Below are 22,881 nucleotides of genomic sequence, written 5' to 3'. Positions count from 1 at the left end.
TCATGCCGCCTCCCTTGCGTCGGGTCCAGCCGTTGCCGTGTTGGGCGCGGCTGTCTGGCATCCGGCCTTTTCAGGGGTCGCGGTAGCGGTGGGAGCCGGTTGCACGCTGGCGGCGCCCTCCCGGTGCGCCAGACGTTGCCCCGCCGCCATGCGCGATCCGGTGCGGGATGCCTCCCTCATCCGGCTGCGGACCCGCTCCCATCGTGCGGCCACCATCGGCCCCACCTCGGCCAGCTTGTCGACCAGCGCCGACGGCAGCGACGCCCTTAGACGCGCCTCGCCATCGGGTTTGGCCATCTCGCACAGCAGGCCGCATACCCGCTCGCCGGCCAAGTGCTGGCAGCGGTGCCAGTCGTCGGCCAGCGGGCACACCGGCGCGCTGCATCCATCCCATCGGGGGCAATCGCGGGGGCACGTCATGCCGCCACCGCCTGCGCGATCAACTCGCGCGCTGCATCCAACAGGTCGGCTGCATCAACGATGCCGGGCACGGGGTCGGCCGTGATGATGGCCAGCCGCTGCAACTGGCCGCGCGCTGCATCGGTAGCGGACAAGGCCAGGAACAGCGCCGCCGCTTCCGCGCTATGCTTCGTCCCGCATCGGCCGCAAGCCCCTGCAATCGCCCCCTGCATCCCGTCGGTCGCCAAACTTGCCGGGGTCAGGGGGTTTTTATTGGGCGCCGTCATGCCGCGCGCCCCTTGCCGTCACGGTCGGCGATGCGAGCCGCGATCCATTCCGATATTTCGTGATGCGGCCAAGCCGAAGCCCTCTGGCCGATCTTCAATGGCGCGGGGAAGTCGCCCGATTGCACGCGGCGGTATATCTCTGACCGGCTAAGCCCGGTGCGGGCCTTTACTTGCGGCAGGCGTTCAAGGATCAAGGCGCCCGTGGCGGGCGGGGTCATAGTGATGCGGGCCGTCATGGCATCCCTCGCGATACCCAGAACCGTTCCGGGCTTGCGTCGGAATACTCAAGATTTCGGCCGCCGTAATGTCCTAACTTCGGACGGGTCCGTCCTAAGATCGGACGCGGGCGCCGGGAATTTTCGCCGCTCTTTTTAACACCGTGTCAGCGATTGTTGACTTCGCCGGCTTGTCCCACTGCCAACTGTCGAACAACGCGGAAAGGCGGTCAGCTGCCGTATTGTGTTCACGGGGTAAGTCGGAGAACGCCCATAGACCAGCGATCACACGCAGCAAGGTTTCTTCACGATCCGATCGGATTTCTGAGGATGCCCGCTGTGAGGCTTTATGGTCCCCCTTCAACTCATCTGCGATGCGTACAACGTCCTCCCGTAGGAACTTTGCAGCGTCAAACAAGTTCTCCGGCTGCTGCGCGAATAGGGTGTTGGTACTAGAGACCACGACGAAGCATCGCTGCTCAGGAAATCCCTGTTCGCACCAGCCCCTTGGCGCGATCGCAAGTCCCCCAATGTGACCGCCGCTTTCGCACGCCCGCCGTACGCTTGCCGGTCCAACCGTCAGATGCTTCCCCCACACAACAAAGGTGTGGCCCCATCCGGTACCGTGATCGTGATCCGGCTCCCAGCCGTCGCCATCCAAGTCGCCAAAAAGCTCAAGCTCCGTCCCATCGGAGAATGAGAGTGTTTGCCTTCCCTCGCACTGCCGGTAGTAGCTATCGCGACTGTTCCAAGAGAATTCGGCCTGAACTCCCCACTTGTCATACTGGAGGGAAGTGAGGAAGCCGTCTCGATTGGTCGTCATCACGACCGGCAACCACGCATGTCCTTCAATCGGCACGTCGGGACTGAGGCGATAAAGCATTAGTTGACGAAGCCCTTCGCGATCCGTTCCTAAGACCTCCGCCGCCTCATCCCAGTTCAGATAGATACGATTCTCATAAGGCATTGCGCACCCTCGCGCCCCTGTAGGGTCGCCGCGCCAGCGCCGCAGGGTCACGGCGTTTTCGCCCCGTCGGGCTAGGCGCGGCTGTTACGTCATGCCTTGCGCTTGAACGCCACAACCTTACCGGCGCCAACCCGCAGCGTATCCAAGTAGTCGGCCCATGCGGCCATCATCTTCTGCCGTTCCGCGAGGTATTGCGCGCGGTTGTATGCGGCCCGCACCTTGTTCCGCTCGGCGTGCGCCAGCTGGCGCTCGATCACGTCGGGCGCCCACCCCATTTCGTTGAGTCGCGTGGAGGCCATCGCGCGGAAGCCGTGGCCGGTCATGGTGTGCTTGTCATAGCCCATGCGGCGCAGCGCCGCGTTCACCGTGTTCTCGCTCATCGGCTCGGCCGGCGTCCGCAGGCTGGGGAACAGGTAGCGGCCGCGTCCGGTAAGCGGGTGAAGCTCGCGCAGGATCGCCACGGCTTGCGGGGCCAGCGGGACGACGTGCGCCTCGCGCACCTTCATCTTGTGCGCCGGGATGCGCCACAGCGCGCCGTCTAGGTCCATCTCGCTCCATTCGGCATGGCGCAACTCGCCCGGCCGCACGAACAGGTAGGGGGCCAGGCGCAGGGCGCAGCGGGTCGCAAACTGGCCGGTGTAGCCGTCCAACGCGCGCAACAGGTCGCCCATCAATGCCGGGTCGGTGATTGCAGCGCGCGACGTGCGCACGATGGGGGCCAGTGCCCCGCGCAGGTCCGCCGACGGGTCGCGGGTCGCGCGGCCGGTGGCGATGGCGTAGCGGAACACCTGCCCGCACTTTTCCTTTGTCCGGTGGGCGGTTTCGTTCGCCCCTCGGGCCTCGATCCGCCGCAAGGTGGCCAACAGGGTCGGCGCGTCTATCTCGGCAATAGGCAGCGAGCCAATCCACGGAAAGACGTTGTCGACCAGCATCCATTCCGACTTCACGAAGGTGGAAGGGGCCAGCTTGGCGCGCTGGGTCTCCAGCCATTCGCGGCCGATGGCCTCGAAGGTCTCGGCGCTGGACAGCTTCGCCCGGACCTTGCCGGCCTTGCGCTCGGCCGACGGGTCGCGCCCATCCCGCACGGTGGCGCGCGCTGCATCCCGCTTCCGTCGGGCCTCGGCCAGCGTGACCTCGGGATAGACGCCAAGCGCCAGCCGCTTTTCCTTGCCGGCATGGCGGTATTTCATCCGCCAGTAGCGCCCACCGGCAGGGGTGATTTCCAGATAGAGGCCGCCGCCGTCAAACAGCTTGCGGGCCTTGTCGCCCGGCTTGGCGTTGCGGATCGCCGTTGCGGTCAGGGTGCCGGTGTCGCTGGCCATCTGGGGGCATCTCCGCTATCGGATGGGGGCATTTCGCCCATGTGCCCCCTAATGTGCCCCCATGTGCCCCCGGATGCAACGGGACGCCCCGGAACCATGCGGGCACAAAAAAACCCGCCGTAGCGGGCTTTCAGCTTGATTTCGGACCTTCCGGGGACTACCTGAAACCGGTCTATGGTGCCGGCTGTCAGAATCGAACTGACGACCTACCGCTTACAAGGCGGTTGCTCTACCAACTGAGCTAAGCCGGCGAAACGCCCATTCTAACGTGAGCCGCCCTGGCCTCCGCGTGGCGGGGACGCGACCGCCTCGAACCCGTCGCAGCCCAGTGGTTCGTGGCCGGCCGCCGCGATCCGGGCCTGTGCCGCGGCGGCGTCGAATCCCTCGGCCACGGCGGCATCCACCCAGTACCGTGCCGGACCCGCGCCCACCGGGACCTGCTCGGCGGCGAAGCCGGCTTCCTGCAGCGCCTGCACGCGTTCGCGCGCGGCGTTCTCGTTGCGGTACAGGCCGAGCGCAACCGATCGTGCGTCCTCGCCCTCGCGGATCACGAACCAGTCGCGGAAACCGGCGGCGGCGATGCCGGCGGCGGCGGCCTCGGCGGCTTCCATGCTGGCTGCGGGCAGCAGCACCTTCCAGCTGCGGGCGCTGCCAGCGTAGTCGCGATATCCCCGCACCTGCACCGCCTGCGGGCGCAGTCGCGCCTGCGCCGCGTCCGCTGCCGCGGCCTCGGCAAACGGCCCGAAGCGCACGCAATGGTCGACCGTCGCCATCGCGGCGGCGGGTTCCCGCGCCACCGCAACCGCCTGCTCGGACACCAGTTGCAGGCGGGCGACACCGGCCGGTAGCGTGTCGACACGAGGCGCCAACGGCGCCGGGCGCATCGCCCACCACAGCGCCACCCCCAGGTTGAGTACCAGCAGCAGGACGATCAGCGCGCGGATCAGCATGGCGGGATTGTAGTCAGGCCGTCCACGCCGACGCATCCGCGCCGGAGTTCATGGCGCGGCGTCGACCGTGGCCCATTGCGCGAGCCCCTCCAGCACCAGGTGCGGCTTGAGTGTCGCCGCGGGCAGGTGCGGCGCCAGGGCCTGCGCCCCACCGCCGTGCAGCACCAGGCGCGGCGTCGTTCCCAACGCGCGCGTGGCGGCGTCGAGGCTGTCCCCGATCAGGCCCAGCGCGGCCCCGTCGCAGCCCGAAGCGAGGGCGTCGGCGGTGTCGTCGGCGAACTCGCGGTACTCGCCGCCGTCCACCGGCAGTTGCGCGGCGCGGGCGTGCAGGGCCTCGCGCATCAGGGTGGGTGAGGGGGCGATGCGTCCGCCGAGGTGCCGTCCCCCGTCGTCGAGCAGGTCCAGCGTCAATGCGGTGCCCACGCCGCAGACCAGCGCCGCGCCCTCGCCGGTCGCGTGCTGGCCGAGCAGGGCCAGGAAACGGTCGACGCCGAGCCGCGCCGGTTGCACGTAGGCGATCCGCAGGCCCCGCCAGCCACGCGTGGTCCGGGCCATCGAGATGCGCCGGCAACGCGCCGTCAGCGCCTGCAGCAACGCCGTCCGCGGCGTGTCGCCGGCCACGCTGGCGACGTAGGCAGTGTCGATCCGCTGCGGGAGCAGGTCGTCCAGGGCGCCGGCCCAACCGGCATCGCGGTGGGCCACCGACATCACCTCGCCGGGACTTCCGTCCGCGGCCAGTGGCGCTGCCTTGAGCCGGGTGTTGCCCAGGTCGAACAGCCAGGCCGTCATGTGCCGGCCCCGGCAGCGCGCCGCACGCTGACTTCGCCGGAATGGAAGCGCCGCTCGCCGCCGTTCTCCAGCCGCACCCGCAGCGCGCCATCGTCGGCCAGCCCGAGCACCGTGCCGGCGGTCCGGTCCTGCGCGCCCTGCACGTCGACGGCCTGCCCCGCCAGCGCATCCAGCGGGGCGTAGCGGGAAAGGAACGGCGCCAGCCCCACCGCATCGAATTCATCCAGCGCCGGTACCCAGCGCGCCAGCAGCGCCGCCGCCAGTTCGTTGCGCGACGGCAGCCGGGGTTCGCCCGTCGTGGCCAGCGTGTCCAGGTCGCACCAGGGCTGGTCGATGCGAGCGGCGAACGCGTCCGGCATGCGGACGTTGAGTCCGAGACCGATCACCGCGCGCACCGGCCCGGCGTGTTCGCCACCGCCTTCGACCAGCAGTCCGCCGAGCTTGCGCAGGTCTCCACCGTCGCCGACCACCACCAGGTCGTTCGGCCACTTCAGGCGCACCGCGTCGAATCCGAGCCCGTGCAGGGCTTCCACCGTGGCGATGCCAGCGACCAGGCTGAGTCCTCCGAGCCGCGACAGTCCACCGGCGAAGCTGCGCGCCAGCGACAGGTAGACGTGCGCCGCCAGCGGCGAGGCCCATTCGCGCCCGCGGCGGCCGCGTCCGCCGGTCTGGCGTTCGGCCAGCAGCACGACGGCGGTGCCATCACCGTTGCCGCTGCGCCGCAGCAGCTCGCTGTTGGTCGAATCCAGGGTCCAGGCCACTTCCAGTGCCGCGGTCCGCGCCCGCACCTGCGGGGGGAGGCGGGCGGCGATCGCATCGCTGTCGAGCAGGTCGAAGGGCTGCAACAGCGCATAGCCGCGCCCGGCTTGGGCCTCGATCGGTACTCCGGCCTCGCGCAGCGCCTCGATCCGCTTCCATACCGCGGTGCGGGTCTGGCCACTGGCGCGGGCCAGGGCGTCGCCGGACACCGGGCCTTCGATCAGCCGTGCCAGCAGTTCGCGCTCGTCCATCAGCCCGCCCCCGGGACGCGGCGGACAAGGAGGGACGTGGCGGGATGGCGGTTTCGTGGCATCGCCCGATTATGCGCGACCCGGTTCCGGGCACGCCGTTGCTGCGACGCAGCACCCCAGCCACGACGGGCGCGGAATCGCGTTATAGTCGGGAACTGGCCGGGAGCGCCGCCCCCGGCATCGCGAGGTCTCCATGCTGCGACTCTGCCTCTGCCTGGTGTTCGTCCTGCTCAGTGCCGGCGCGGCCGCACGCGAGGTCAAGATGAGCTCGCCCAACGGCGGTGGCTGCTCGGAGCAGGCCGTCGCCACCGCCAAAAAGGCGCCGGTCAGCGCGACCCCGGCCGCCGGCCCGGCCGCCGAAACCCGGATCAAGCCCAGCGTGCACAGTGACGCACCCGGCCGCCTCAGCTCGCCACGCTGGCACAGCTTCCTGCCCGGCATGTTCCGCTGAGCCGGACGCCCGCCTGGTTCGCCCTTGCTCGACCTGCTGCGCCGGTGGTGGCGCCCGGCCCCTGACCCGATCGACCCCACGCTCTGGCATGACCTCCGCCAGGCGTTGCCTTGGGTGGCAGCGCTCGACCGCGACCGCGACGCGCGCCTGCAGGCGCTGGCCGCACTGTTTCTCCAGCGCAAGGCGATCACCCCGATCGGCGATCTGCACCTCGACGCCCGCCAGCGCTGCATGCTGGCGGCGCTGTGCTGCCTGCCGCTGCTCGAATTCGGCGAGCAGGGGCTGCACGGCTGGTCGCAGCTGATCGTTTACCCCGATGCATTCCGCGTGCAGCGCAGCCACGTCGACGCGGCCGGCGTGCTGCACGAATGGCACGACGAGCTGATCGGGGAAGCCTGGGATGCCGGCCCGGTGATCCTGTCGTGGGCGGACGTGCAGGCCGACTGCGCCGACCCGGACGCCGGCTTCTGCGTGGCCGCGCACGAGATCGCCCACAAGCTCGACGTGCTCGACGGCGTGCTGGATGGCACCCCGCCGCTGCCGCGCGACTGGCAACGGGCGTGGGCGCGCGATTTCCAGCGTGCCTACGACGCCCTGGTCGAACAGGTCGAGGCGGGGATCGACACCGCCGTCGACGCCTACGCGGCCGAAGCCCCGGAGGAATTCTTCGCCGTGGCGACCGAGTACCACTTCAGCGACCCGGCGACGCTGCGTTCGGCGATGCCGGTCGTGGCCGCCCACCTGGAACGGCTGTACGGCCCCTCGCCATTCGCGAACCGCTGATCGAGGGGCCCCTGTAGGAGCGGCTTCAGCCGCGATCGTGGAATCGTCCACCCGTGCCGACCCCGATCGCAGCCAAAGCCGCTCCTCGGGCAACCGTGCGCCTCACCCGCACGAACCGCCACTACGTCCCTCCGCACGAAGCCTGCGCGTAACCCCGGAAAATTTCGGCGCCGGCTTACAGCCGCGGCGGCAACTGCACTTCGAAGCGGGCGCCGCCCAGCTCGTCGGAGGCACGCACGTCGAGCGTGCCGCGGTAGGCCCGCACGATGTCCTGCACGATCGCCAGGCCGATGCCGTGGCCCTGCACGCGCTCGTCGCCGCGCACGCCACGCTGCAGCACCAGCGCCACCTTGTCCGGCGGGATGCCGGGGCCGTCGTCGTCCACCGCCAGCAGCAGCCCCGGCCGGCGGTTGGGCGCGGTCTCCCCGGGCTTGACGGTCAGCAGCACGCGCGACTTCGCCCACTTGAACGCGTTCTCGAGGAGGTTGCCAAGCAGTTCCTGCAGGTCGCCGGGTTCGCCGATGAACTGCGCGCCCTCGGCGATGTCGAACTCGCACAGCACGCCCTTGCTGGCGTAGACCTTCTCCAGGCTGCGCACCAGCTGCTCGGCGTGCGGCTCGATGTCGACCGGTGCCGAGAACAGCGCGTGGCCACCCGAGGCGGCGCGCGCGAGCTGGTACGAGACCAGGTCGTTCATGCGCCGCAACTGCAGGTCGACGTCCTCGCGCAGCTCGGCTTCGGGCACCTTGTCGTCGAGGCGCGCGCGCAGCACCGCCAGCGGCGTTTTCAGGCTGTGGGCGAGGTCGGCGAGGGTGTTGCGCTGCTGGTCGAGGTTTTCGCGCTCGCTCTCGATGAAGGCGTTGATGCTCTCGGCCAGCGGCTCGAGCTCGCGCGGGTGGCGCTCGCTCATGCGCGAGGCCACGCCGCGCTGGACCCGCTTGAGCTCCTCGATCACCCGCCTCAGCGGCAACAGGCTCCAGCGCAGGATCACCGCCTGCAACAGCAGCAGGATCAGGCCGGCACCGCCGAGATAGCGCCACAGCGCCTCGCGGAACACCTCGACCTGCCGGCTCAGCGCGGTCGTGTCCTCGAGGATGTAGACGGTGTAGGGCACCTCGGCCGACGGATCATCGCCACTGGCGTAGATCAGTCCACGCCCGTAGCGGTACACCTCGCCGACATCGCCGCTGATCTCGGTGATGGGCAGGCGGCGTTCGAACACTTCCTCGCGCGCTTCCAGCATCTGCGCCGGCGGCAGCACCGGGCCCACGGACGATGCGGAGTCCCAGTGCTGGCCGTCATCGAGCACCACCTCGGCATACAGCCCGCTGCCGGGCCGGTCGAAGCGCGGATCGGGCGAGGTGTACGGCGGGATGAAGGTGCCGTCGCGGGCGAACTCGCTGTCGGCATAGGCCAGCGCGTAGCTGCGCAGGCGCTGCCTGAGGTTGCTTTCGGCGGTGTCGAGGAACGCCCGGTCGAGCGCATAGCCGGCGAGCGCGAGGAACGCGATCAGGCCGAGGCTGGCGGCGAGCACCTGCCGGGCCTGCAGCGAACGTGGCCGTCCCCACCTCATCGCGCGCGGACCGCCGCGACCGGAGTGTCGAAAAAGGGCGCGGCGGAGTCGGACATGCGCGGCAGGTTACAAAGGACGGCACGCCGGCGCGAGTGCGGGCGGCCGCGCGTGGCGGCCATGCCGTTGATGGTGCGCGGCCTACTCGCCGCTGCGCGGGATCGCGAACCGGTAGCCGCGGCCACGCACGGTTTCGATCGGCTTGAGCGTGCCGTCGGGGTCGAGCTTCTTGCGCAGCCGGCCGATGAACACCTCGAGCACGTTGGAGTCGCGATCGAAGTCCTGCTGGTAGATGTGCTCGGTGAGGTCGGCCTTCGACACCAGTTCGCCGGCGTGCATCATCAGGTACTCGAGCACCTTGTACTCGTAGCTGGTGAGGTCGACATTGCTGTCGTTGACGCTGACCGTCTGCGCGGCCAGGTCCAGCGTGACCGGCCCGCATTCGAGCGACGGCTTGCTCCATCCGGCCGCGCGGCGGACCAGCGCATTGAGCCGGGCCAGCAGTTCCTCGACATGGAACGGCTTGACCAGGTAATCGTCGGCGCCCTGCTTCAGGCCCTCGACCTTGTCCTGCCAGCTCGAGCGCGCGGTGAGGATGAGCACCGGGAACTTCTTGCCCTCCTCGCGCAGCGCCTTGATCAGCTCCATGCCGGACATCTTCGGCAGGCCCAGGTCGATGATGCCCAGGTCGAACGGCACCTCGCGCCCCATGTACAGCCCTTCTTCGCCATCCTGCGCCGCGTCGACCGCGAAGCCTTCGCGCTTGAGCCGCGCTGCGAGCGTTTCGCGCAGCGGTGCCTCGTCTTCCACCAGCAGGATTCGCATGGGTACTCCTTTACGGGTCGGCCGGCAGCCCTGAACAGGGGCCGTTGACTGAAGGTTGGACGTTCAGTTGTCGTCGCCGCGTGTACGGGCAGGCGCCCGCGCCGCGGCATCGTCGACATACACCCGGACCCGGCCGCTGGCGTCGACCACCTTGATCCGGTTGATGTCCCGTCCATCGTACGGCACCCGTTCAGCGCTGAGCACCTGCGCGCCGGTGCGGCGCTCGACCCGGCGAACCGCGGCCGACAGCGCGCGGTGGTCGGCGTCGCGCTCGGCGCGATGACCGGCGTGGCTGCGGTCGACCCGGCGCTCCACCAGGTCGCGGTGCGATTCGCGCGACTTGTCCCGCGTACGCTGCGCCGTCGCGTCGCCGGCCGCGGTCACGGTGACCGACAGCAGCACGACGGACAGGGCGATGGTGGCGGGACGGCTGGGCATGGACACTCCAGGGAATACATCTGCGCCGCACGCAGGACGCGGCGGTGATGCGGGCATTCTTGGAACGGGGCGGTGAATCCGATCTGAACTTTTTCTTCACATCCCGGGCAGCGTTCAGGCCCGACACGTTGCCCCACCGCGGGACGGCTGACAACCGCGTCAGTAGATCTCGCCGATGCAGCAGCGCAGTGAACCGCCGGCGGCTTCGAGCGCTTCCAGTCCCACTGTACGCAGGCCGAACCCTGCCGCGGCCAGTGCGCCGCGCGTGTCGTCCCCCAGCGCCTGTCCGGCGCCTTCGCTCATCCACACCGTGTCCTCCGACAGGGCGATGGCATTCCCGGCGAACGCCGCATGCTCGGCCGGTGACAGCACGATGGCGTGCGGTGCATAAAGCGCGGCGATCGCGTCCACCACCGCCGGGTCGGCAAACCCGCGCGGGCACAGGAGCGCGGCCCGGCCGGCCAGCACCGCGAGCACCACGTTGGTGTGGTATTCGCCCGCCGCCAGGTCGAACATCAGGGTCGCACGCAGGTCGAAGGCGTCATGCATCAGCCGCGCGCCCTCCTCGTCGCAGCGTTCCGACAGGCCGGCGAAACCGAGGCCGCGGGCGCGGTCGATCACCAGTGAACCGGTCAGCTCGCACGGGTGCGGTTGGCCGGAGAGATCGATCTCGGCGTAGTCGAGCACGCCGCCCAGGAAGCCGCGGATGTCCTTGCGCGCGGCTTCGCGCTGGCGCACCGGATGGCGCATGCGGCCCACCACGTAGCGGCCGGCGGCGGTGGCGAACACGTTGTTGGGGAACAACGCGTCGGGGGTGTCCGGGTCACCGGCGAAGCACACCGCCGGCAGCACCTGCGCGATCGCGCGATGCAGGTGGCGGTGCTCGGCCGAGGCGCGGACCGCATCGAACCCGGTGGCACCGGCCATGTAGCGGTTGTCCGACGCCGACTGCTCGGCCAGGCGGAAGCCGTCGGGCGCGACCAGGAACGCCGCCCGCGCAGTGGCCGGCCCGAAGTCCGGCGCGACCCCACGGGCGAGGTTGAGGAAGGCGCCGGCGTCGCGGGTGATGGCCCGGTTGATCATGCCGCGTCGGCCCGGGACTGGAAGGACTCCGTCACCTGCAGCGCGCGTTCGACCAGCGACCAGTCGGCCCCCGGCCGGTGCGCACCTTCGCTGAGCACCTGGCGGAACGCCCGGCCGCCACGCTCGCCGGCGAACAGGCCCAGCAGGTGGCGGGTGATGTGCTTGAGGTAGACGCCACGCGCGAGCTGGCTTTCGACATACGGCCGCAGCGCGCGCAACAGCTCGCCACGGCTGCGCAGGCCGGTGCCCGCGTCGCCGCCGAACCACGCGACATCGAGCCGGTGCAGCAGGTAGGGATCGTGGTACGCCGCGCGGCCGAGCATCGCGCCATCGACGTGGTCGAGATGCGCGGTCGCCTCGACCTGATCGGCAATCCCGCCGTTGACGACCACCTGCAGGTCGGGACGCTCGCGCTTGAGCCGGTAGGCCCAGTCGTAGCGCAGCGGCGGCACCTCGCGGTTCTCCTTCGGGCTCAGCCCCTGCAGCCAGGCGTTGCGCGCGTGGACCACGAACATCCGGCAGCCGGCGTCCGCCACGGTATCGATGAAGGCGCGGAACCTGTCGTAGTCGTGGTCGTCGTCGACGCCCAGGCGGCACTTCACCGTCACCGGCACATCGCACGCGGCCACCATCGCCGCGACCGATTCGGCCACCAGCGCCGGCTCCCGCATCAGGCAAGCGCCGAAGCGTCCCGCCTGCACCCGGTCGGACGGGCAGCCGCAGTTGAGGTTGATCTCGTCGAAGCCGGTGTCGGCGCCAATCCTCGCCGCCCGGGCGAGCAGTGCCGGCTCGCTGCCGCCGAGCTGCAGCGCCACCGGGTGCTCGACCGGATCGAGCGCCAGCAGCCGCGCGCGGTCGCCGCGGATCACCGCGTTGGCGTGGACCATCTCGGTGTACAGGCGCGCGTGCGGCGCCAGCAGCCGGTGGAACACCCGGCAGTGGGTGTCGGTCCAGTCCATCATCGGGGCGACGGACAGGCGCAGCCGGTCGGGCGGAATGGCGGGCGAAACAGTCATCGCGTCATTGTACGGACGGGCGGGCTTCGCCTCAGGCACCGGCCGGCGGTGCCCACACCATGTAGACGTCGGCACGCGCGTAGTGCGAGCCCGGCCGGGGGGCCGGGTGGTGGACGAAGCCGACGCTCTCGTACAGCGCCAGCGCCGGGCCCAGCTTGCGGCTGGATTCGAGGAAGAGTTCGCGCCCCTGCAGCGCGCGGAAGGTGTCCAGCGCGGCCCGCATCAGCCGGCGGCCGACACCGCCGCCACGCATCTCCGGCGCCACCGCCATCTTGGTCAATTCGTAGACACCGTCGCCTTCGTGCAACAACGCCACCGTGCCGACCGCGCGCTCGGTACCGTCCGGGCCGGTGGATATCGCGAACAGGATCCGGCCGCCGTTCGCCAGCAGGTGCACCTCCGGGTGGGAGAGCACTTCGCGGTCCACCGGTTCGACCGTGAACCAGCGTTCCAGCCATTCGAGATTGAGGCGGGCGAAGTCGTCGCGCCAGCGGGGCGCGAACTCGACGACGCGGATACCGTGGGCGGGATCGGGGGCGGCATTGTCCATGCGGCAATGATAGGAGCGGCGTCGATCCCGATGCAGCGCGCGGCCGCGGCATGCCGTCGGCACGCGCGGGCGTCAGCCGTTCCTGCCGTTTCCGTTATTGCCGTTGCCTTTGCCGTTGTTGCCCTTGTTGCTGTTGCCCTTGCCGTTGTTGCCGCGATGGCCCTTGCCCTCGTTGCCCCGGCCCTGCCCCTCGTTGCCACCATGGCCGCGGCCACGGTCGCCGGCTTCATCGTTGCCACGGCCGGCGCGGGCGTTGCCGTTGCCGTTGCCGCTGCCGGGGTTGCCACGGCTCGGCGACGCCGCGTGGCTGTTGTCGCCGGCCCGGTTGCTCCGGACCTGGCGGCGCGGGCCATCGCGGTCGTCCCGCTCGAGGATCAGCCGCGCGCGTTCCGGGTAGTCGTCGTACAGGTCCTCGTCGATCCGGATCGGCCGTCCCCAGCGGTCGTAACTCGACACCAGCCCGTTCTTGAGCCGGTGGAACTCCGGAGACCCCGGCTTGATACCCAGGCGCTGGGCCAGCGCACCCCAACCTTCGCCGCGGTTGTCCTGCCACTGGTCGGCGACGTAGCGGCACGGCCGGCCGATGAGCTGCGCGATCGCGCAGGCGTAATAGACGTCGCCCGCCGCCCAGCCGCGCTCGCCCAGCAGCGTGGTGACCAGGTCACGCGGCGCGCCGTAGTAGCGCACCATCTCGTCGACGAACGGCTGCTGGTAGCGGGTGCCGTAGCGGTTCACGTCGCCCAGCCAGGTGTCCACCCACACATCGCCGGTGCGCGGGTCCCAGCTGACGGTCTGGGCGGACGCGGTGCCCGCGCCCAGTGTCGCGGCCAACGCGGTGGCCAGCGAGAAGATGCGGAACCTGGTGTTCATGGAACCCATGGCGTGTTCCTCCGTTGCTTGGTGCGACAGGTCGACGATGGATGCTCGCGGCGTCGGGGTGAATGCGTTCTGAAATCGACCGCTCCGGGCCGACCGGCTTCAGCGGGAGATCACGAACTTGCCGAACGCCACTCCGAGGCTCCAGCCTTCGCCCTTGCCGGCAAGCGCCAGCGACACGTCCCCCTTGGTCATCACCTGGGCCTTGCTCGACCGGCCGGCGCTGGCGTGTGCCTCGGCGGTGGCATAGGTGCCCAGCACATCGTCGATGTGGCGAATGCCGGAAAACTCGCCGATGCCGTCCTCGATGCGGGTCTTGCCGAAACTCAGGCCGCCGCCCTTGGTTTCGATCTTCACCGCCATGCTCTGGCCGTTGTCGCAGGTGACCGTACCGTTGCCCGAACCGGTCTTGTAGAACACCGACCAGCCCGACAGGTCGAAGCTGAGCTTGCAGTCGATCGGATCGGCCGCACGGGCCGGAGAAGCGGTCATGGCGAGGCCGGCCGCGGCCAGGATCGGGAACAGCAGGACATGCCGGGAATGCATGGCGTCGACTCGCGAGGGAACGAAGCCGGCAGGCTACCCGAACGGCGGTCGCCGCACACCGCCATGACGAAACGGCACCGCGTGTGCGATGCCGTCGGGGTGGTATCGGGCGGGATGATCAGTCGTGGTCGCGCCAGCGCCGCGCTTCCCAGCGACGGCGGTCGTCGCGGTCCCAGCGGCGGTCGCGGCGGTCGTAGCGATCGCGGTCATAGCGCGCGTCGTAGTACGAGCCACGCACCTTGCACTTGCCGTTGTGGTTGCAGTTCACCCGGGTGTTGCCCGGACCGTTGCGGTAGTAGCCGTGCGCCACGCCGTACGGGGGGCCGGGCCGGTAGCTGCGCGCCACGCGGCGGTAGTAGGTCGGCCGGCCGTAGCGGTCGCGTACGACGATCAGGCGGTCGTTGTGGCCGTAGTGGCCGTGCCGGTAGTACGGCTGGCCGCTGCGGAACATCACGTCGGCCACGTCGACCAGTACCCGCACCAGGTCGTCGCCACTCTGGGCCCGAGCGGGGGCGGGCGCCATGGCGGCCATGCCGAGGCCGACGGCGAAAACGACCGGAGCGAGCCAGCGGGGGAAAGGCGATGTCGCGGCGGTGGGCATGGTGCGGTCCTCGGTTCGCCCGCGGCGGCGGGCACGGATCGACCATGCCGGGGCCCGGGTGAACCGTTTTTTAATATTCCGCTGACGCGACCGTCACGCCTTCCACCGGTCGGGTGCCGCTCAGGTTCGGGCCTGCGCCGCCAGCTCGGCGACCGCGGCGGGCAGCTCGCCGGCGGTGGCCACCGTACGCAGTCGCGGCTCGTCGACCGGCACGGCGGCCACGGTCTCGTGCGCCCATGTGGTGTGGTACGGCACGTGGATACCCCAGCCGCCGAGGGCGAGCACGGGAGCGATGTCCGAACGCAGCGAATTGCCGATCATCACGAAGCGCTGCGCCGGCAGCTCGAACTCCTCCAGCAGCCGCGCGTAGGTCGCCGGATCCTTCTCGCTGACGATCTCGATCCGGCGGAACAGTCCCGCCAGGCCGCAATCTCGCACCTTGGCTTCCTGGTGGAACAGGTCGCCCTTGGTGATCAGCACCACCTCGAAGTCACGCGCGATGGTCTCGACCGCTTCGCGCACCCCGGGCAGCAACTCCACCGGATGGCGCAGCAGTTCCTTGCCGAGGCCGACGATGCGGTGCAGGTCACTCGCGCTGATGCGCTCGGCGGTCAGCTCGACGGCCGCCTCGATCATCGACAGCACCATGCCTTTGACGCCGTAGCCGAACACCGCGATGTTGCCGGTCTCGACTTCGTACAGCCGCTCGTGCACCCGCGCGTCGGCCAGGTCGATGTAGCGGCCGAGGATGCGCTCGAACTCGAGCTGGGCGGCGTCGAAGTAATCCTGGCTGCGCCAGAGGGTGTCGTCGGCATCGAAGCCGACCATCGCGATCGATTCCATCGCGGCAGTATGCCGGCCACCGCCGCGGCGGGCCATGAAACAGCACTCGGTAAAAGAAGAGGGCGGCCGTGGCCGCCCTCCCGTGCAACGTCGCGGAACGCGGGTTACTCGGTTGCGCCGGTCGCGGCGCCGCCACCGGCCTGCACCTTGGCGACGTAGGCCTGGTACTCCTCGGCGGTAAGCGAGCCGTCGGCATCGACGTCGGCTTCGGTGAACACCTGGCCGAGCGCCGGGACCGCGGCGGCCTCGGTCTGGCTCAGGGCGCCGTCCTTGTCGAGGTCGACGTCGTTCCAGCTCTTCTTCACCGGTGCAGCCTCGGCCGGCGTGGCCGACTGCATCGCGGCCTCGGCTTCGGTCGCCTCGCCGGTGGTGGCGTCCTGGGCGAACGCAGCCGGCATGGCCAGCGAGGCGGCGATGGCGAGGAGGAGCGAGTGACGGGAAAGCTTGTTCATGGGGAATCTCCTGAAGTCGGATGGTGCAAAGAAGCGTGGTGCGGTCTGTTCTGTGTTGTCGCCGCCCGTGCACCTTGCCGAGGCCGAAATGAACCGATTCGGCCCCGCGGCTGTTAAATAAACGTTGGCTTAACCCCTCGGGAAACCGGATGCGATAGCCCCTTTGAACAGGCCCCACAAAACCGGGCACTTCCGCCCTGCGGCGCGTGCTGTAAGCGGTGAACGAGGCTGAACGGCAACGGAACCTTCATCCGCCGACGCGGCCCGCGATCGTCGCGCACTGCGTTGGCCCGGATGCGATCACTCGTTTTCCGCCGCGACCCGGACCGCGGGCGTGCCTTCTTCCACCGCCACGGTGACTTCGATCGGGCGGCAGCACACCGCGCAGTCCTCGACATAGCGCTGGTGCTCGACCGAATCATCGAGCAGCAGCTCGATCGGCTCGCCGCAATAGGGGCAATGCACGGTGGTGCTGGGCAACATGGCGGATCTCCACGGCTGGCCGCACGACGGTAACCACGGCGGCGTCAACGCAAGGACAGCCCTCACGCCTGTGTCACCGCGGCCGCGCAAAGCTGGCGCCGACGCCCTGCCCACCCGGCGCCACCGTTCCGTCGCCGCATCGGGCGTTCCGCCACTGACCGCCTGCCATCGACCGCACCGGAGCGCGCCATGAAGCTGCGACACGTTTTCAGCACCCCCGACCTGCCGACCGCCCGCGCCGTCATCGACGCCGCGTGCGATGCCGGCGTGCCCGACGAGGACATCCTGCTGGTGGCCCGATCGGACATCGAAGTCGACGGCATTCCGGACGAGCGCAAGGAAGCCGACACCGACATGGTGCCGGCCGCGGTCCGTGGCGCCGGCTACGGGGCCGGGGCCGGACTGCTGGCGGGCCTGGTCGCGGTGGCGATCCCGCCCCTGGGCATCACCCTGGCCGGCGCCGCCGCGGCCACGATCGCGGGGGCCGCGGTGGGCTCGTGGGCCTCGGCGCTGATGGGCTCCTCGCTGCCGGACCCGATCCGGCGCAAGTTCCACGACGAGATCGAGGCCGGCAACATTCTGGTCGTGCTCGATGGCGACAAGGACCTGCTGACCATGGTGGAGCCCCGCGTTGTCAGCGCGGGGGCGACGCCGCTACCTTTCGAGGCGTCCAAGACCCTGTCATGAGGCCCGTCCCATGTCCGTCCCCGATCGCCGCGTTTCCGGTACCGCCCCGCGCGTCCTGACTGCGCGCCTGCTCTACCCCGCCCTGCTCGCCGTACTCGCCGGCTGCAGCGCCGGTAATGGCGACGCGGCCGAGCCGTCCGCCGCCGCGCAGGCCGAACCTGCGGCCCCTGCGGGTGGAGCCGCGCCGGGCGGGGACGGCCGGCCATTCACCGCCACCGAGGTCGCCCGCTTCGACGAACCGTGGGGGATGACCTTCCTGCCCGACGGCCGGCTGCTGGTGACCGAGAAGGGCGGCGCGCTGAAGCTGCTCGCCCCCGGCGGCACCGCGGGCGAGGTCACCGGCGTGCCGGAGGTCGACCACGGCGGCCAGGGCGGACTGGGCGACGTCGTACTGCACCCGGAGTTCGCCGACAACGGTCTGGTCTACCTGAGCTATGCGGAAGCCGGCGACGGCGACACCCGTGGCGCGGCAGTCGCGCGCGCGCGCCTCGAGCCCGACGGGAACGGCGGCGGCACCCTGTCCGGCCTGGAAGTGATCTGGCGGCAGGTGCCCAAGGTCGCCGGGCGCGGCCACTTCGGCCACCGCATCGCCTTCGGCCCCGACGGCCATCTGTGGATCAGCTCCGGCGAGCGGCAGAAGTTCGACCCCGCGCAGGACATGCAGGCCAACCTCGGCAAGGTCATCCGCCTCAACGACGACGGCAGCGTGCCGGCCGACAACCCGTTCGCCGAACAGGGCGGCGTCGCCGCGCAGGTGTGGTCGCTCGGCCACCGCAACCCGCTCGGGTTGGCCTTCGATGCGCAGGGCCAGCTGTGGGAGCACGAGATGGGCCCCGCCGGCGGCGACGAGCTCAACCGCATCGAGCGCGGCGGCAATTACGGCTATCCGGTCGTTTCCAACGGTGACCACTACGACGGCCGTCCGATCCCCGACCACGACACGCAGCCACGGTTCAACGCGCCGCGAATCACCTGGACGCCGGTCATCTCGCCCGCCGGGCTGGTGTTCTACGACGGCGACCGCTTCCCCGAGTGGCGCGGAGACGCGTTGATCGGCGGGCTGTCGTCGCAGGCACTGGTGCGTGTCGAGTTCGACGGTGACCGCGCACGCGAGGCCGAGCGCTTCGACATGGACAACCGGATCCGCGAAGTCGAACAGGGTCCCGACGGCGACATCTGGCTGTTGGAGGACGGCGAAGGCGGCCGTCTGCTGCGCCTGAGCCCGGCAGGGTAAGCCGGGTCGACGCGGGCCCCATGCCGTGGTGGGGCGGGTTCAGCCGCGATCGTGAGGTCGGACGGGCGTGGCAAGCATCCGATCGCGGCTGAAGCCGCTCCTACAGGAATAACGGTCCCGGGAGGTACCGGGTCGGCAAAAAGAAGGCGCCCCGGGGGCGCCTTCGTTGTTTGCGGATGATCGGACGGGTTCAACCCGCGGCGGCCGCGCCGCCGTCTTCTCCACCACCGCCGTCCTCGTCGTCCATCCCGGTGCCATCGTCGTCCATGCCGTCGCGGTCGTTCATGGGATCGGGTTCGACCGCTTCGGTGTGGTCGTCGCGGTCGGCATCGCGCACGTTGCTGTCGTCCGCCCGATCGCCGGTGGCCCGGTCGTCGCCGTCGTCTTGGCCGGTCCGCGCGGAGGCGCGGAACTCCGCGTCGGTGACGAAGCCGTCGCTGTCGGCATCCATCATTTCGAAGTTGGCGCCGAAGTCGGCATCGACACCGCCCTCGTCGGCGCTGATGCGGCCGTCGCCGTCGGCGTCGAGCTGCGTCCAGACGCCCCTCTGGCTCGCCGCCGAATTCACGGCCGCGCGGTCCGCGCCTTGGGCACCGGCCGCATGCGCGCCGTGCTCGCCGCGGGCGTGGGTACGGAACTCGATATCGCTGACGAAGCCGTCGTGGTCGGCGTCCATCATGTCGAAACCATTGGCGAACTCGGCATCGACGCGACCTTCGTCGCGACTCACACGGCCATCGCCGTCGCCGTCCAGGTCGGCCCAGACGCTGCGCTGGACCACGTCGGCGTGGCCGGCGGCCTGCGCCGCGCCGCGCGACTCGACCGGGGGCGGCGGGGGCGCCGCACCGAGCGCATCGGTGGCGTCGTCCGCGGTGGGCACGCGCGGATCGACGGCCTGCTGCGCGGCCTGGGTCGGGTTGACCTGCGGCGGCAGCGCGGGGTCGGGCGCGACCGCGTCCTGTGACGGAGCGCTTTCACCGGTCGACCCGATGGCGGCGTTGGCATTGCCGTTGGCGTCGACGACGCCGGTGGCCTCCTGCGCGACGGCCAGCGGCGCGGCCAGCGCGGTGGCGAGTGCGACCGCCAGCAGATGGCGGGTCCGGATGTTCATGCGGTCTCTCCTGTGCGGTGGGGGAATTCGCGGCCGGCGCAGGGGACGCGCGGCAGGCCGACGATCGACCCGCCGGGATTTACGCGACGTGACGCCGTGCGGCACCAACGATGCCGTCACCCGGTGTTGGCGCCGTCTTATCGAAACCTCCTGTTAAACAACCAGCCGGAGCGCTGGCGACGCGCACGGCTGTTGCTGCGCAGCAAGCGATCGCGTGGCGGCTAGCGCGTGGGCAGCGGCGGTGGCGCGGCCGGCGCAGGAGCCGGCGCGGGCTCCGGGGCGGCCGGTGGCAACTCCATCAACTGCAACTGCAGGTCGTGGAGGATCTCCGCGTCGCCGGGCAGCCAGGTGCGCTCCTCGCGGGCGCGGTAGTGGCGATGGAACGCCGCCAGTGCCGCGCCGGGGTCTCGCAGGTCGTAGCCGACCAGGCGCAGCGCCGCCCACGGGTCGAACCCCGGCGGCGGGGCGGCCCGCACGTCGCGTGGCCACAGGCCGAATCCCGCCTCGGCCAGGCGCTGCCACGGGAACCGCACGCTCGGGTCGTCCTTCTTGGTCGGCGCGACATCGCCGTGGGCGACCACCAGGTGCGGCTGGATGCCGTTGCGTTCGACGATGTCGGCCAGCAACACCAGCAGCGACTGGATCTGCGCGTCGCTGAAAGGTTCGTGGCCGTTGTTGTCCAGCTCGATGCCGACCGAGGTCGAGTTGAGGTCGCTGATGCCGGCCCAGCGGCTGCCGCCGGCATGCCATGCGCGCGCCTGCTCGGACACCAGCTGGTACAGCCGGCCGTCGTCGCCGATCAGGTAGTGCGAACTCACCGGCCCGCCCGAGTTGCGCGTCTGCAGTACGCGCAACGCACCCTGCGCGCTGTCCATCGCGGTGTGGTGCAGCACGATGATGCGTGGACGACGCGGCTCGTGGTTGGGGGAACCGTACCACTGCGCGATCGGGTTGCGCGGCAGGCCACTGCTGGCGCACCCGGCCAGCAGTGCGACCAGCAACCATGCGGAAACGAGCGACAGACGTCTCATGCGCGACGACCTCCTGTTGAACGTCCATACCCTAGAGCAAGCGCGCGGCCGCCGCGCGCCGGGCCACTCGCGCGCGTGACAGACGGGCCGCGGCCCGTGGATGCGGCTACCGGTGCGCGGCCTTCGTCAAGACGCGCAATGTTCCAGCGGCGGGACGGTGCATCCAGCGATCCGCGCTTTGGCCGCGCCGCGCCGCACCCATCTCTTTCCCGCAGCGATGGCTGCCCAGGCATTCCGCCGGGGCCCCTCGCCGGTCGCCGCCGCATTCCTTCCCCGCGTCGCGGCGCCCGCAGCAGGAGTCAACGATGAGCAAGCGCAACATTCTTTCCCGCGGCCTTCTCGCCATCACCCTCGGCGCCGCCGTGTTCGGCGCGCAGGCGGCCGAACCGACCGGCTTCTATCTCGGCGCCGGTGCCGGCCAGGCGATGATCGACGACGGCGCGCTGGACGACGAGGACACCGCGTTCTCGGCCTTCGCCGGCTACGACTTCAACCGCTACTTCGGCCTCGAGGCCGGCTACGCGGACCTGGGCAAGACCGAGCCGCTCGGCGCCGCCGGCCCCGAGCTCGAGGCCGACGCCGCCTACCTGGTCGCGGTCGGCACGGTGCCCTTCACCGACCGCTTCTCCGGGTATGCCAAGGCCGGCTACAGCGACTGGAGCGTGGACACCTCGATCGCCGGCCTGGACGACGACGGCAACGACCCGACCTACGGCCTCGGCGTGCAGTACCGCTTCACCGACAACGTCGCCCTGCGCGGCGAGTACAACCGCTTCGAGGTCGAGGACAGCGAGATCGACCTGGCCCAGGTGCAGGTGCGGTTCGATTTCTGACCGCTGACCACCGACGTTCCACCCCACGGCCGCCGGCGATCCCGGCGGCCTTTTGCGTGCACGCGGCCGGCGTGGACGCTGGCGACGGGATCATGCAATCTGCGTCGGCAGCCACTGCAGGGGACAACCTTTGAGCGCTTCGAACCCTTCCGGCATCGCCGCCGCGCCGGCACCGACGCCACCGGGCGATCCGGCCATGGTGCGCGCGGTCAGCCGCTGGCAGCTGTTCGGCCTGGCGATCAACGACGTGATCGGCAGCGGCATCTACCTGCTGCCGGCCGCCGCGGCATTGCTGCTCGGCCCCGCCAGCCTGTGGGCGGTGCTGCTGGCCGGCGCCGCGGTCGCGCTGCTGGTGCTGTGCTACGCGCAGGCCTCGAGTTACTTCGACCAGCCCGGCGGCGGCTACCTGTACGCGCGCGAGGCATTCGGGCCGTTCGTCGGCTTCGAGGTCGGCTGGATGCTGTTCCTGACCCGCATCGCCAGCGCCGCTGCGCTCAGCAACGGCCTGGCCGAGGCGGTCACCCATTTCTGGCCCGGCGCCGCCGACGGTGCGGTGCGGGTGGCGATCGTGGTCGGGTCGCTGGCGTTCCTGGTGATCGTCAACGTGGTCGGCGTGCGCGCCGCCGCGCGTACCGGCGTGTTCTTGGCGATCGCCAAGCTGCTGCCGCTGCTGATGTTCATCGCGATCGGCGCGATGTTCGTCGACAGCTCGCTGGCCGCGCCGCTGGCCGGCGAGATCCCGCTGCGCGACCTCGGCGAGGCGGCGCTGCTGCTGCTGTTCGCGTACGCCGGTTTCGAGAACCTGCCGGCCGCCGCGGGCGAGTACCGCAATCCGCGCCGCGACGTGCCGTTCGCGTTGCTGGCGATGATCGCCACGGTGACGCTGGTGTACTTCGCGGTGCAGTGGGTCGCGCTCGGTACCCTGCCCGGCCTCGCCCGGTCGCAGACGCCGCTGGCGGACGCCGCGGCGCTGTTCGGCGGTGGCTGGCTGGCACTGCTGCTGACCGTCGGCGCGACGGTGTCGATCCTCGGCACCAACAGCAACACGATCATGCTCGGCCCGCGCTACCTGCACGCGCTGGCGATGGACGGCTACGGCCCGCGGGCGCTGGCGTCGATCCACCCGCGCTTCCGCACGCCCGCGGTCGCCATCCTCACCCTCGGCGTGCTGTCGCTCGCGCTCGCGCTGACCGGCTCGTTCGTGCAGCTCGCGCTGCTGTCGGTGGTCGCGCGCCTGTTCACCTACATCGGCACCGCGGTGTCGGTGCTGGTGCTGCAACGCCGTCATGGCGCCGCGCCGGGCGCAATGCGGTTGCCCGGCGGGCCGCTGATCCCGGTGCTCGCGCTGCTGCTGTCGCTCGGGCTGTTGGCCAGTGCAAAGCTCGAAAACCTCATTGCGGGCGCGATCGCGCTGGCCATTGGCGCGGTGGTGTACAGGTTCCGCCGCCGCCCGGTCGCCGGTTCATCCAGCGCCACCGTGGTCGGGGGCTGATCGCGGCGCGCGTTTTTCACGATGCGCGCACCGTGGC

Annotated in this window: 28 protein-coding genes and 1 tRNA gene; 6 read left to right on the top strand and 23 right to left on the bottom strand. The window is 70.4% G+C overall.

Going from position 1 to position 22,881, the window contains the following annotated elements; translation table 11 throughout:
- The 9 genes from U8331_RS02480 to birA all read right to left on the bottom strand — a co-directional run bounded on the left by U8331_RS02480 (position 1) and on the right by birA (position 5,939).
- The gene (locus U8331_RS02480; RefSeq protein ID WP_481132059.1) at positions 1–420 is read right to left on the bottom strand and encodes a hypothetical protein; all 420 of its coding nucleotides are present in this window, start codon (positions 418–420) and stop codon (positions 1–3) included.
- Positions 417–686, bottom strand: a complete 270-nt coding sequence (locus U8331_RS02475; RefSeq protein ID WP_481132058.1) for a hypothetical protein — start codon at positions 684–686, stop codon at positions 417–419. The genes U8331_RS02480 and U8331_RS02475 overlap by 4 nt, the downstream gene beginning before the upstream one ends.
- Positions 683–922, bottom strand: a complete 240-nt coding sequence (locus U8331_RS02470) for a helix-turn-helix transcriptional regulator (RefSeq protein ID WP_481132057.1) — start codon at positions 920–922, stop codon at positions 683–685. The genes U8331_RS02475 and U8331_RS02470 overlap by 4 nt, the downstream gene beginning before the upstream one ends.
- A 94-nt stretch (positions 923–1,016) precedes the next feature.
- Positions 1,017–1,868, bottom strand: coding sequence for a hypothetical protein (locus tag U8331_RS02465; RefSeq protein ID WP_481132056.1), 852 nt, complete (start codon positions 1,866–1,868; stop codon positions 1,017–1,019).
- An 89-nt stretch (positions 1,869–1,957) separates the two neighbouring features.
- Positions 1,958–3,190, bottom strand: coding sequence for a tyrosine-type recombinase/integrase (locus tag U8331_RS02460; protein WP_481132055.1), 1,233 nt, complete (start codon positions 3,188–3,190; stop codon positions 1,958–1,960).
- Positions 3,191–3,365: 175 nt separating this feature from the next.
- Positions 3,366–3,441, bottom strand: a tRNA-Thr gene (locus tag U8331_RS02455).
- A 12-nt stretch (positions 3,442–3,453) separates the two neighbouring features.
- Positions 3,454–4,140: an SPOR domain-containing protein gene (locus U8331_RS02450; protein WP_481132054.1), complete on the bottom strand. Its 687-nt coding sequence runs from the start codon at positions 4,138–4,140 to the stop codon at positions 3,454–3,456.
- A gap of 48 nt (positions 4,141–4,188) precedes the next feature.
- Complete coding sequence (locus tag U8331_RS02445) at positions 4,189–4,929, bottom strand: type III pantothenate kinase (protein WP_481132053.1); 741 nt, start codon at positions 4,927–4,929, stop codon at positions 4,189–4,191.
- Positions 4,926–5,939 carry a bifunctional biotin--[acetyl-CoA-carboxylase] ligase/biotin operon repressor BirA gene (birA, locus tag U8331_RS02440; protein WP_481132052.1) on the bottom strand — a complete coding sequence of 338 codons (1,014 nt, stop codon included), beginning with the start codon at positions 5,937–5,939 and terminating at the stop codon, positions 4,926–4,928. The genes U8331_RS02445 and birA overlap by 4 nt, the downstream gene beginning before the upstream one ends.
- A gap of 193 nt (positions 5,940–6,132) precedes the next feature.
- On the opposite strand from birA, the gene U8331_RS02435 reads away from it, so the two are divergent.
- The gene (locus U8331_RS02435) at positions 6,133–6,390 is read left to right on the top strand and encodes a hypothetical protein (RefSeq protein WP_481132051.1); all 258 of its coding nucleotides are present in this window, start codon (positions 6,133–6,135) and stop codon (positions 6,388–6,390) included.
- Positions 6,391–6,414: 24 nt separating this feature from the next.
- Entirely contained in the window at positions 6,415–7,173 is a 759-nt protein-coding gene (locus U8331_RS02430) for a M90 family metallopeptidase (RefSeq protein WP_481132050.1), read from the top strand.
- Between the two features lie 175 nt (positions 7,174–7,348).
- Here the strand turns inward: U8331_RS02430 and U8331_RS02425 are convergent, their stop codons facing one another.
- From U8331_RS02425 to U8331_RS02370, 12 genes are all read right to left on the bottom strand, one after another.
- Positions 7,349–8,746: an ATP-binding protein gene (locus tag U8331_RS02425; RefSeq protein ID WP_481132049.1), complete on the bottom strand. Its 1,398-nt coding sequence runs from the start codon at positions 8,744–8,746 to the stop codon at positions 7,349–7,351.
- A gap of 138 nt (positions 8,747–8,884) precedes the next feature.
- Complete coding sequence (locus U8331_RS02420) at positions 8,885–9,568, bottom strand: response regulator transcription factor (RefSeq protein ID WP_481132048.1); 684 nt, start codon at positions 9,566–9,568, stop codon at positions 8,885–8,887.
- Positions 9,569–9,631: 63 nt separating this feature from the next.
- Complete coding sequence (locus tag U8331_RS02415; RefSeq protein WP_481132047.1) at positions 9,632–10,006, bottom strand: PepSY domain-containing protein; 375 nt, start codon at positions 10,004–10,006, stop codon at positions 9,632–9,634.
- Between the two features lie 159 nt (positions 10,007–10,165).
- Positions 10,166–11,089, bottom strand: coding sequence for an arginine deiminase-related protein (locus U8331_RS02410; RefSeq protein ID WP_481132046.1), 924 nt, complete (start codon positions 11,087–11,089; stop codon positions 10,166–10,168).
- Complete coding sequence (dusA, locus tag U8331_RS02405) at positions 11,086–12,105, bottom strand: tRNA dihydrouridine(20/20a) synthase DusA (protein WP_481132045.1); 1,020 nt, start codon at positions 12,103–12,105, stop codon at positions 11,086–11,088. The genes U8331_RS02410 and dusA overlap by 4 nt, the downstream gene beginning before the upstream one ends.
- 31 nt (positions 12,106–12,136) lie before the next feature.
- Positions 12,137–12,655: a GNAT family N-acetyltransferase gene (locus U8331_RS02400; protein WP_481132044.1), complete on the bottom strand. Its 519-nt coding sequence runs from the start codon at positions 12,653–12,655 to the stop codon at positions 12,137–12,139.
- Between the two features lie 72 nt (positions 12,656–12,727).
- Positions 12,728–13,534 (bottom strand): hypothetical protein, encoded by an 807-nt coding sequence (locus U8331_RS02395; RefSeq protein ID WP_481132043.1) that lies wholly within the window; start codon positions 13,532–13,534, stop codon positions 12,728–12,730.
- A 99-nt stretch (positions 13,535–13,633) separates the two neighbouring features.
- Positions 13,634–14,077, bottom strand: a complete 444-nt coding sequence (locus tag U8331_RS02390; RefSeq protein WP_481132042.1) for a hypothetical protein — start codon at positions 14,075–14,077, stop codon at positions 13,634–13,636.
- Positions 14,078–14,195: 118 nt separating this feature from the next.
- Entirely contained in the window at positions 14,196–14,600 is a 405-nt protein-coding gene (locus tag U8331_RS02385) for a hypothetical protein (protein WP_481132041.1), read from the bottom strand.
- 198 nt (positions 14,601–14,798) lie between these two features.
- Positions 14,799–15,521, bottom strand: coding sequence for an HAD family hydrolase (locus tag U8331_RS02380; RefSeq protein ID WP_481132040.1), 723 nt, complete (start codon positions 15,519–15,521; stop codon positions 14,799–14,801).
- A 104-nt stretch (positions 15,522–15,625) separates the two neighbouring features.
- Positions 15,626–15,973 (bottom strand): EF-hand domain-containing protein, encoded by a 348-nt coding sequence (locus U8331_RS02375; protein ID WP_481132039.1) that lies wholly within the window; start codon positions 15,971–15,973, stop codon positions 15,626–15,628.
- A 300-nt stretch (positions 15,974–16,273) separates the two neighbouring features.
- Positions 16,274–16,456 (bottom strand): CPXCG motif-containing cysteine-rich protein, encoded by a 183-nt coding sequence (locus U8331_RS02370; protein ID WP_481132038.1) that lies wholly within the window; start codon positions 16,454–16,456, stop codon positions 16,274–16,276.
- Positions 16,457–16,645: 189 nt separating this feature from the next.
- On the opposite strand from U8331_RS02370, the gene U8331_RS02365 reads away from it, so the two are divergent.
- On the top strand, positions 16,646–17,143 hold the full coding sequence (locus tag U8331_RS02365) for a hypothetical protein (RefSeq protein ID WP_481132037.1): 498 nt from the start codon (positions 16,646–16,648) through the stop codon (positions 17,141–17,143).
- Positions 17,144–17,153: 10 nt separating this feature from the next.
- A complete protein-coding gene (locus U8331_RS02360; protein ID WP_481132036.1) occupies positions 17,154–18,377 on the top strand; it encodes a PQQ-dependent sugar dehydrogenase in 1,224 nt (407 codons plus the stop codon).
- A gap of 190 nt (positions 18,378–18,567) precedes the next feature.
- On the opposite strand, the gene U8331_RS02355 is transcribed toward U8331_RS02360, so the two are convergent.
- Both U8331_RS02355 and U8331_RS02350 read right to left on the bottom strand, forming a co-directional pair.
- Entirely contained in the window at positions 18,568–19,488 is a 921-nt protein-coding gene (locus tag U8331_RS02355; RefSeq protein ID WP_481132035.1) for an EF-hand domain-containing protein, read from the bottom strand.
- A gap of 221 nt (positions 19,489–19,709) precedes the next feature.
- On the bottom strand, positions 19,710–20,519 hold the full coding sequence (locus U8331_RS02350; protein WP_481132034.1) for an N-acetylmuramoyl-L-alanine amidase: 810 nt from the start codon (positions 20,517–20,519) through the stop codon (positions 19,710–19,712).
- Positions 20,520–20,824: 305 nt separating this feature from the next.
- On the opposite strand from U8331_RS02350, the gene U8331_RS02345 reads away from it, so the two are divergent.
- Entirely contained in the window at positions 20,825–21,352 is a 528-nt protein-coding gene (locus tag U8331_RS02345) for a porin family protein (RefSeq protein WP_481132033.1), read from the top strand.
- Positions 21,353–21,548: 196 nt separating this feature from the next.
- Positions 21,549–22,844, top strand: a complete 1,296-nt coding sequence (locus U8331_RS02340) for an APC family permease (RefSeq protein ID WP_481132869.1) — start codon at positions 21,549–21,551, stop codon at positions 22,842–22,844.
- Positions 22,845–22,881: the final 37 nt, after the last annotated feature.

It is taken from the genome of Lysobacter sp. CC-YZS074 (assembly GCF_056739745.1).
This window is presented reverse-complemented; position numbering and strand designations above follow the sequence as displayed.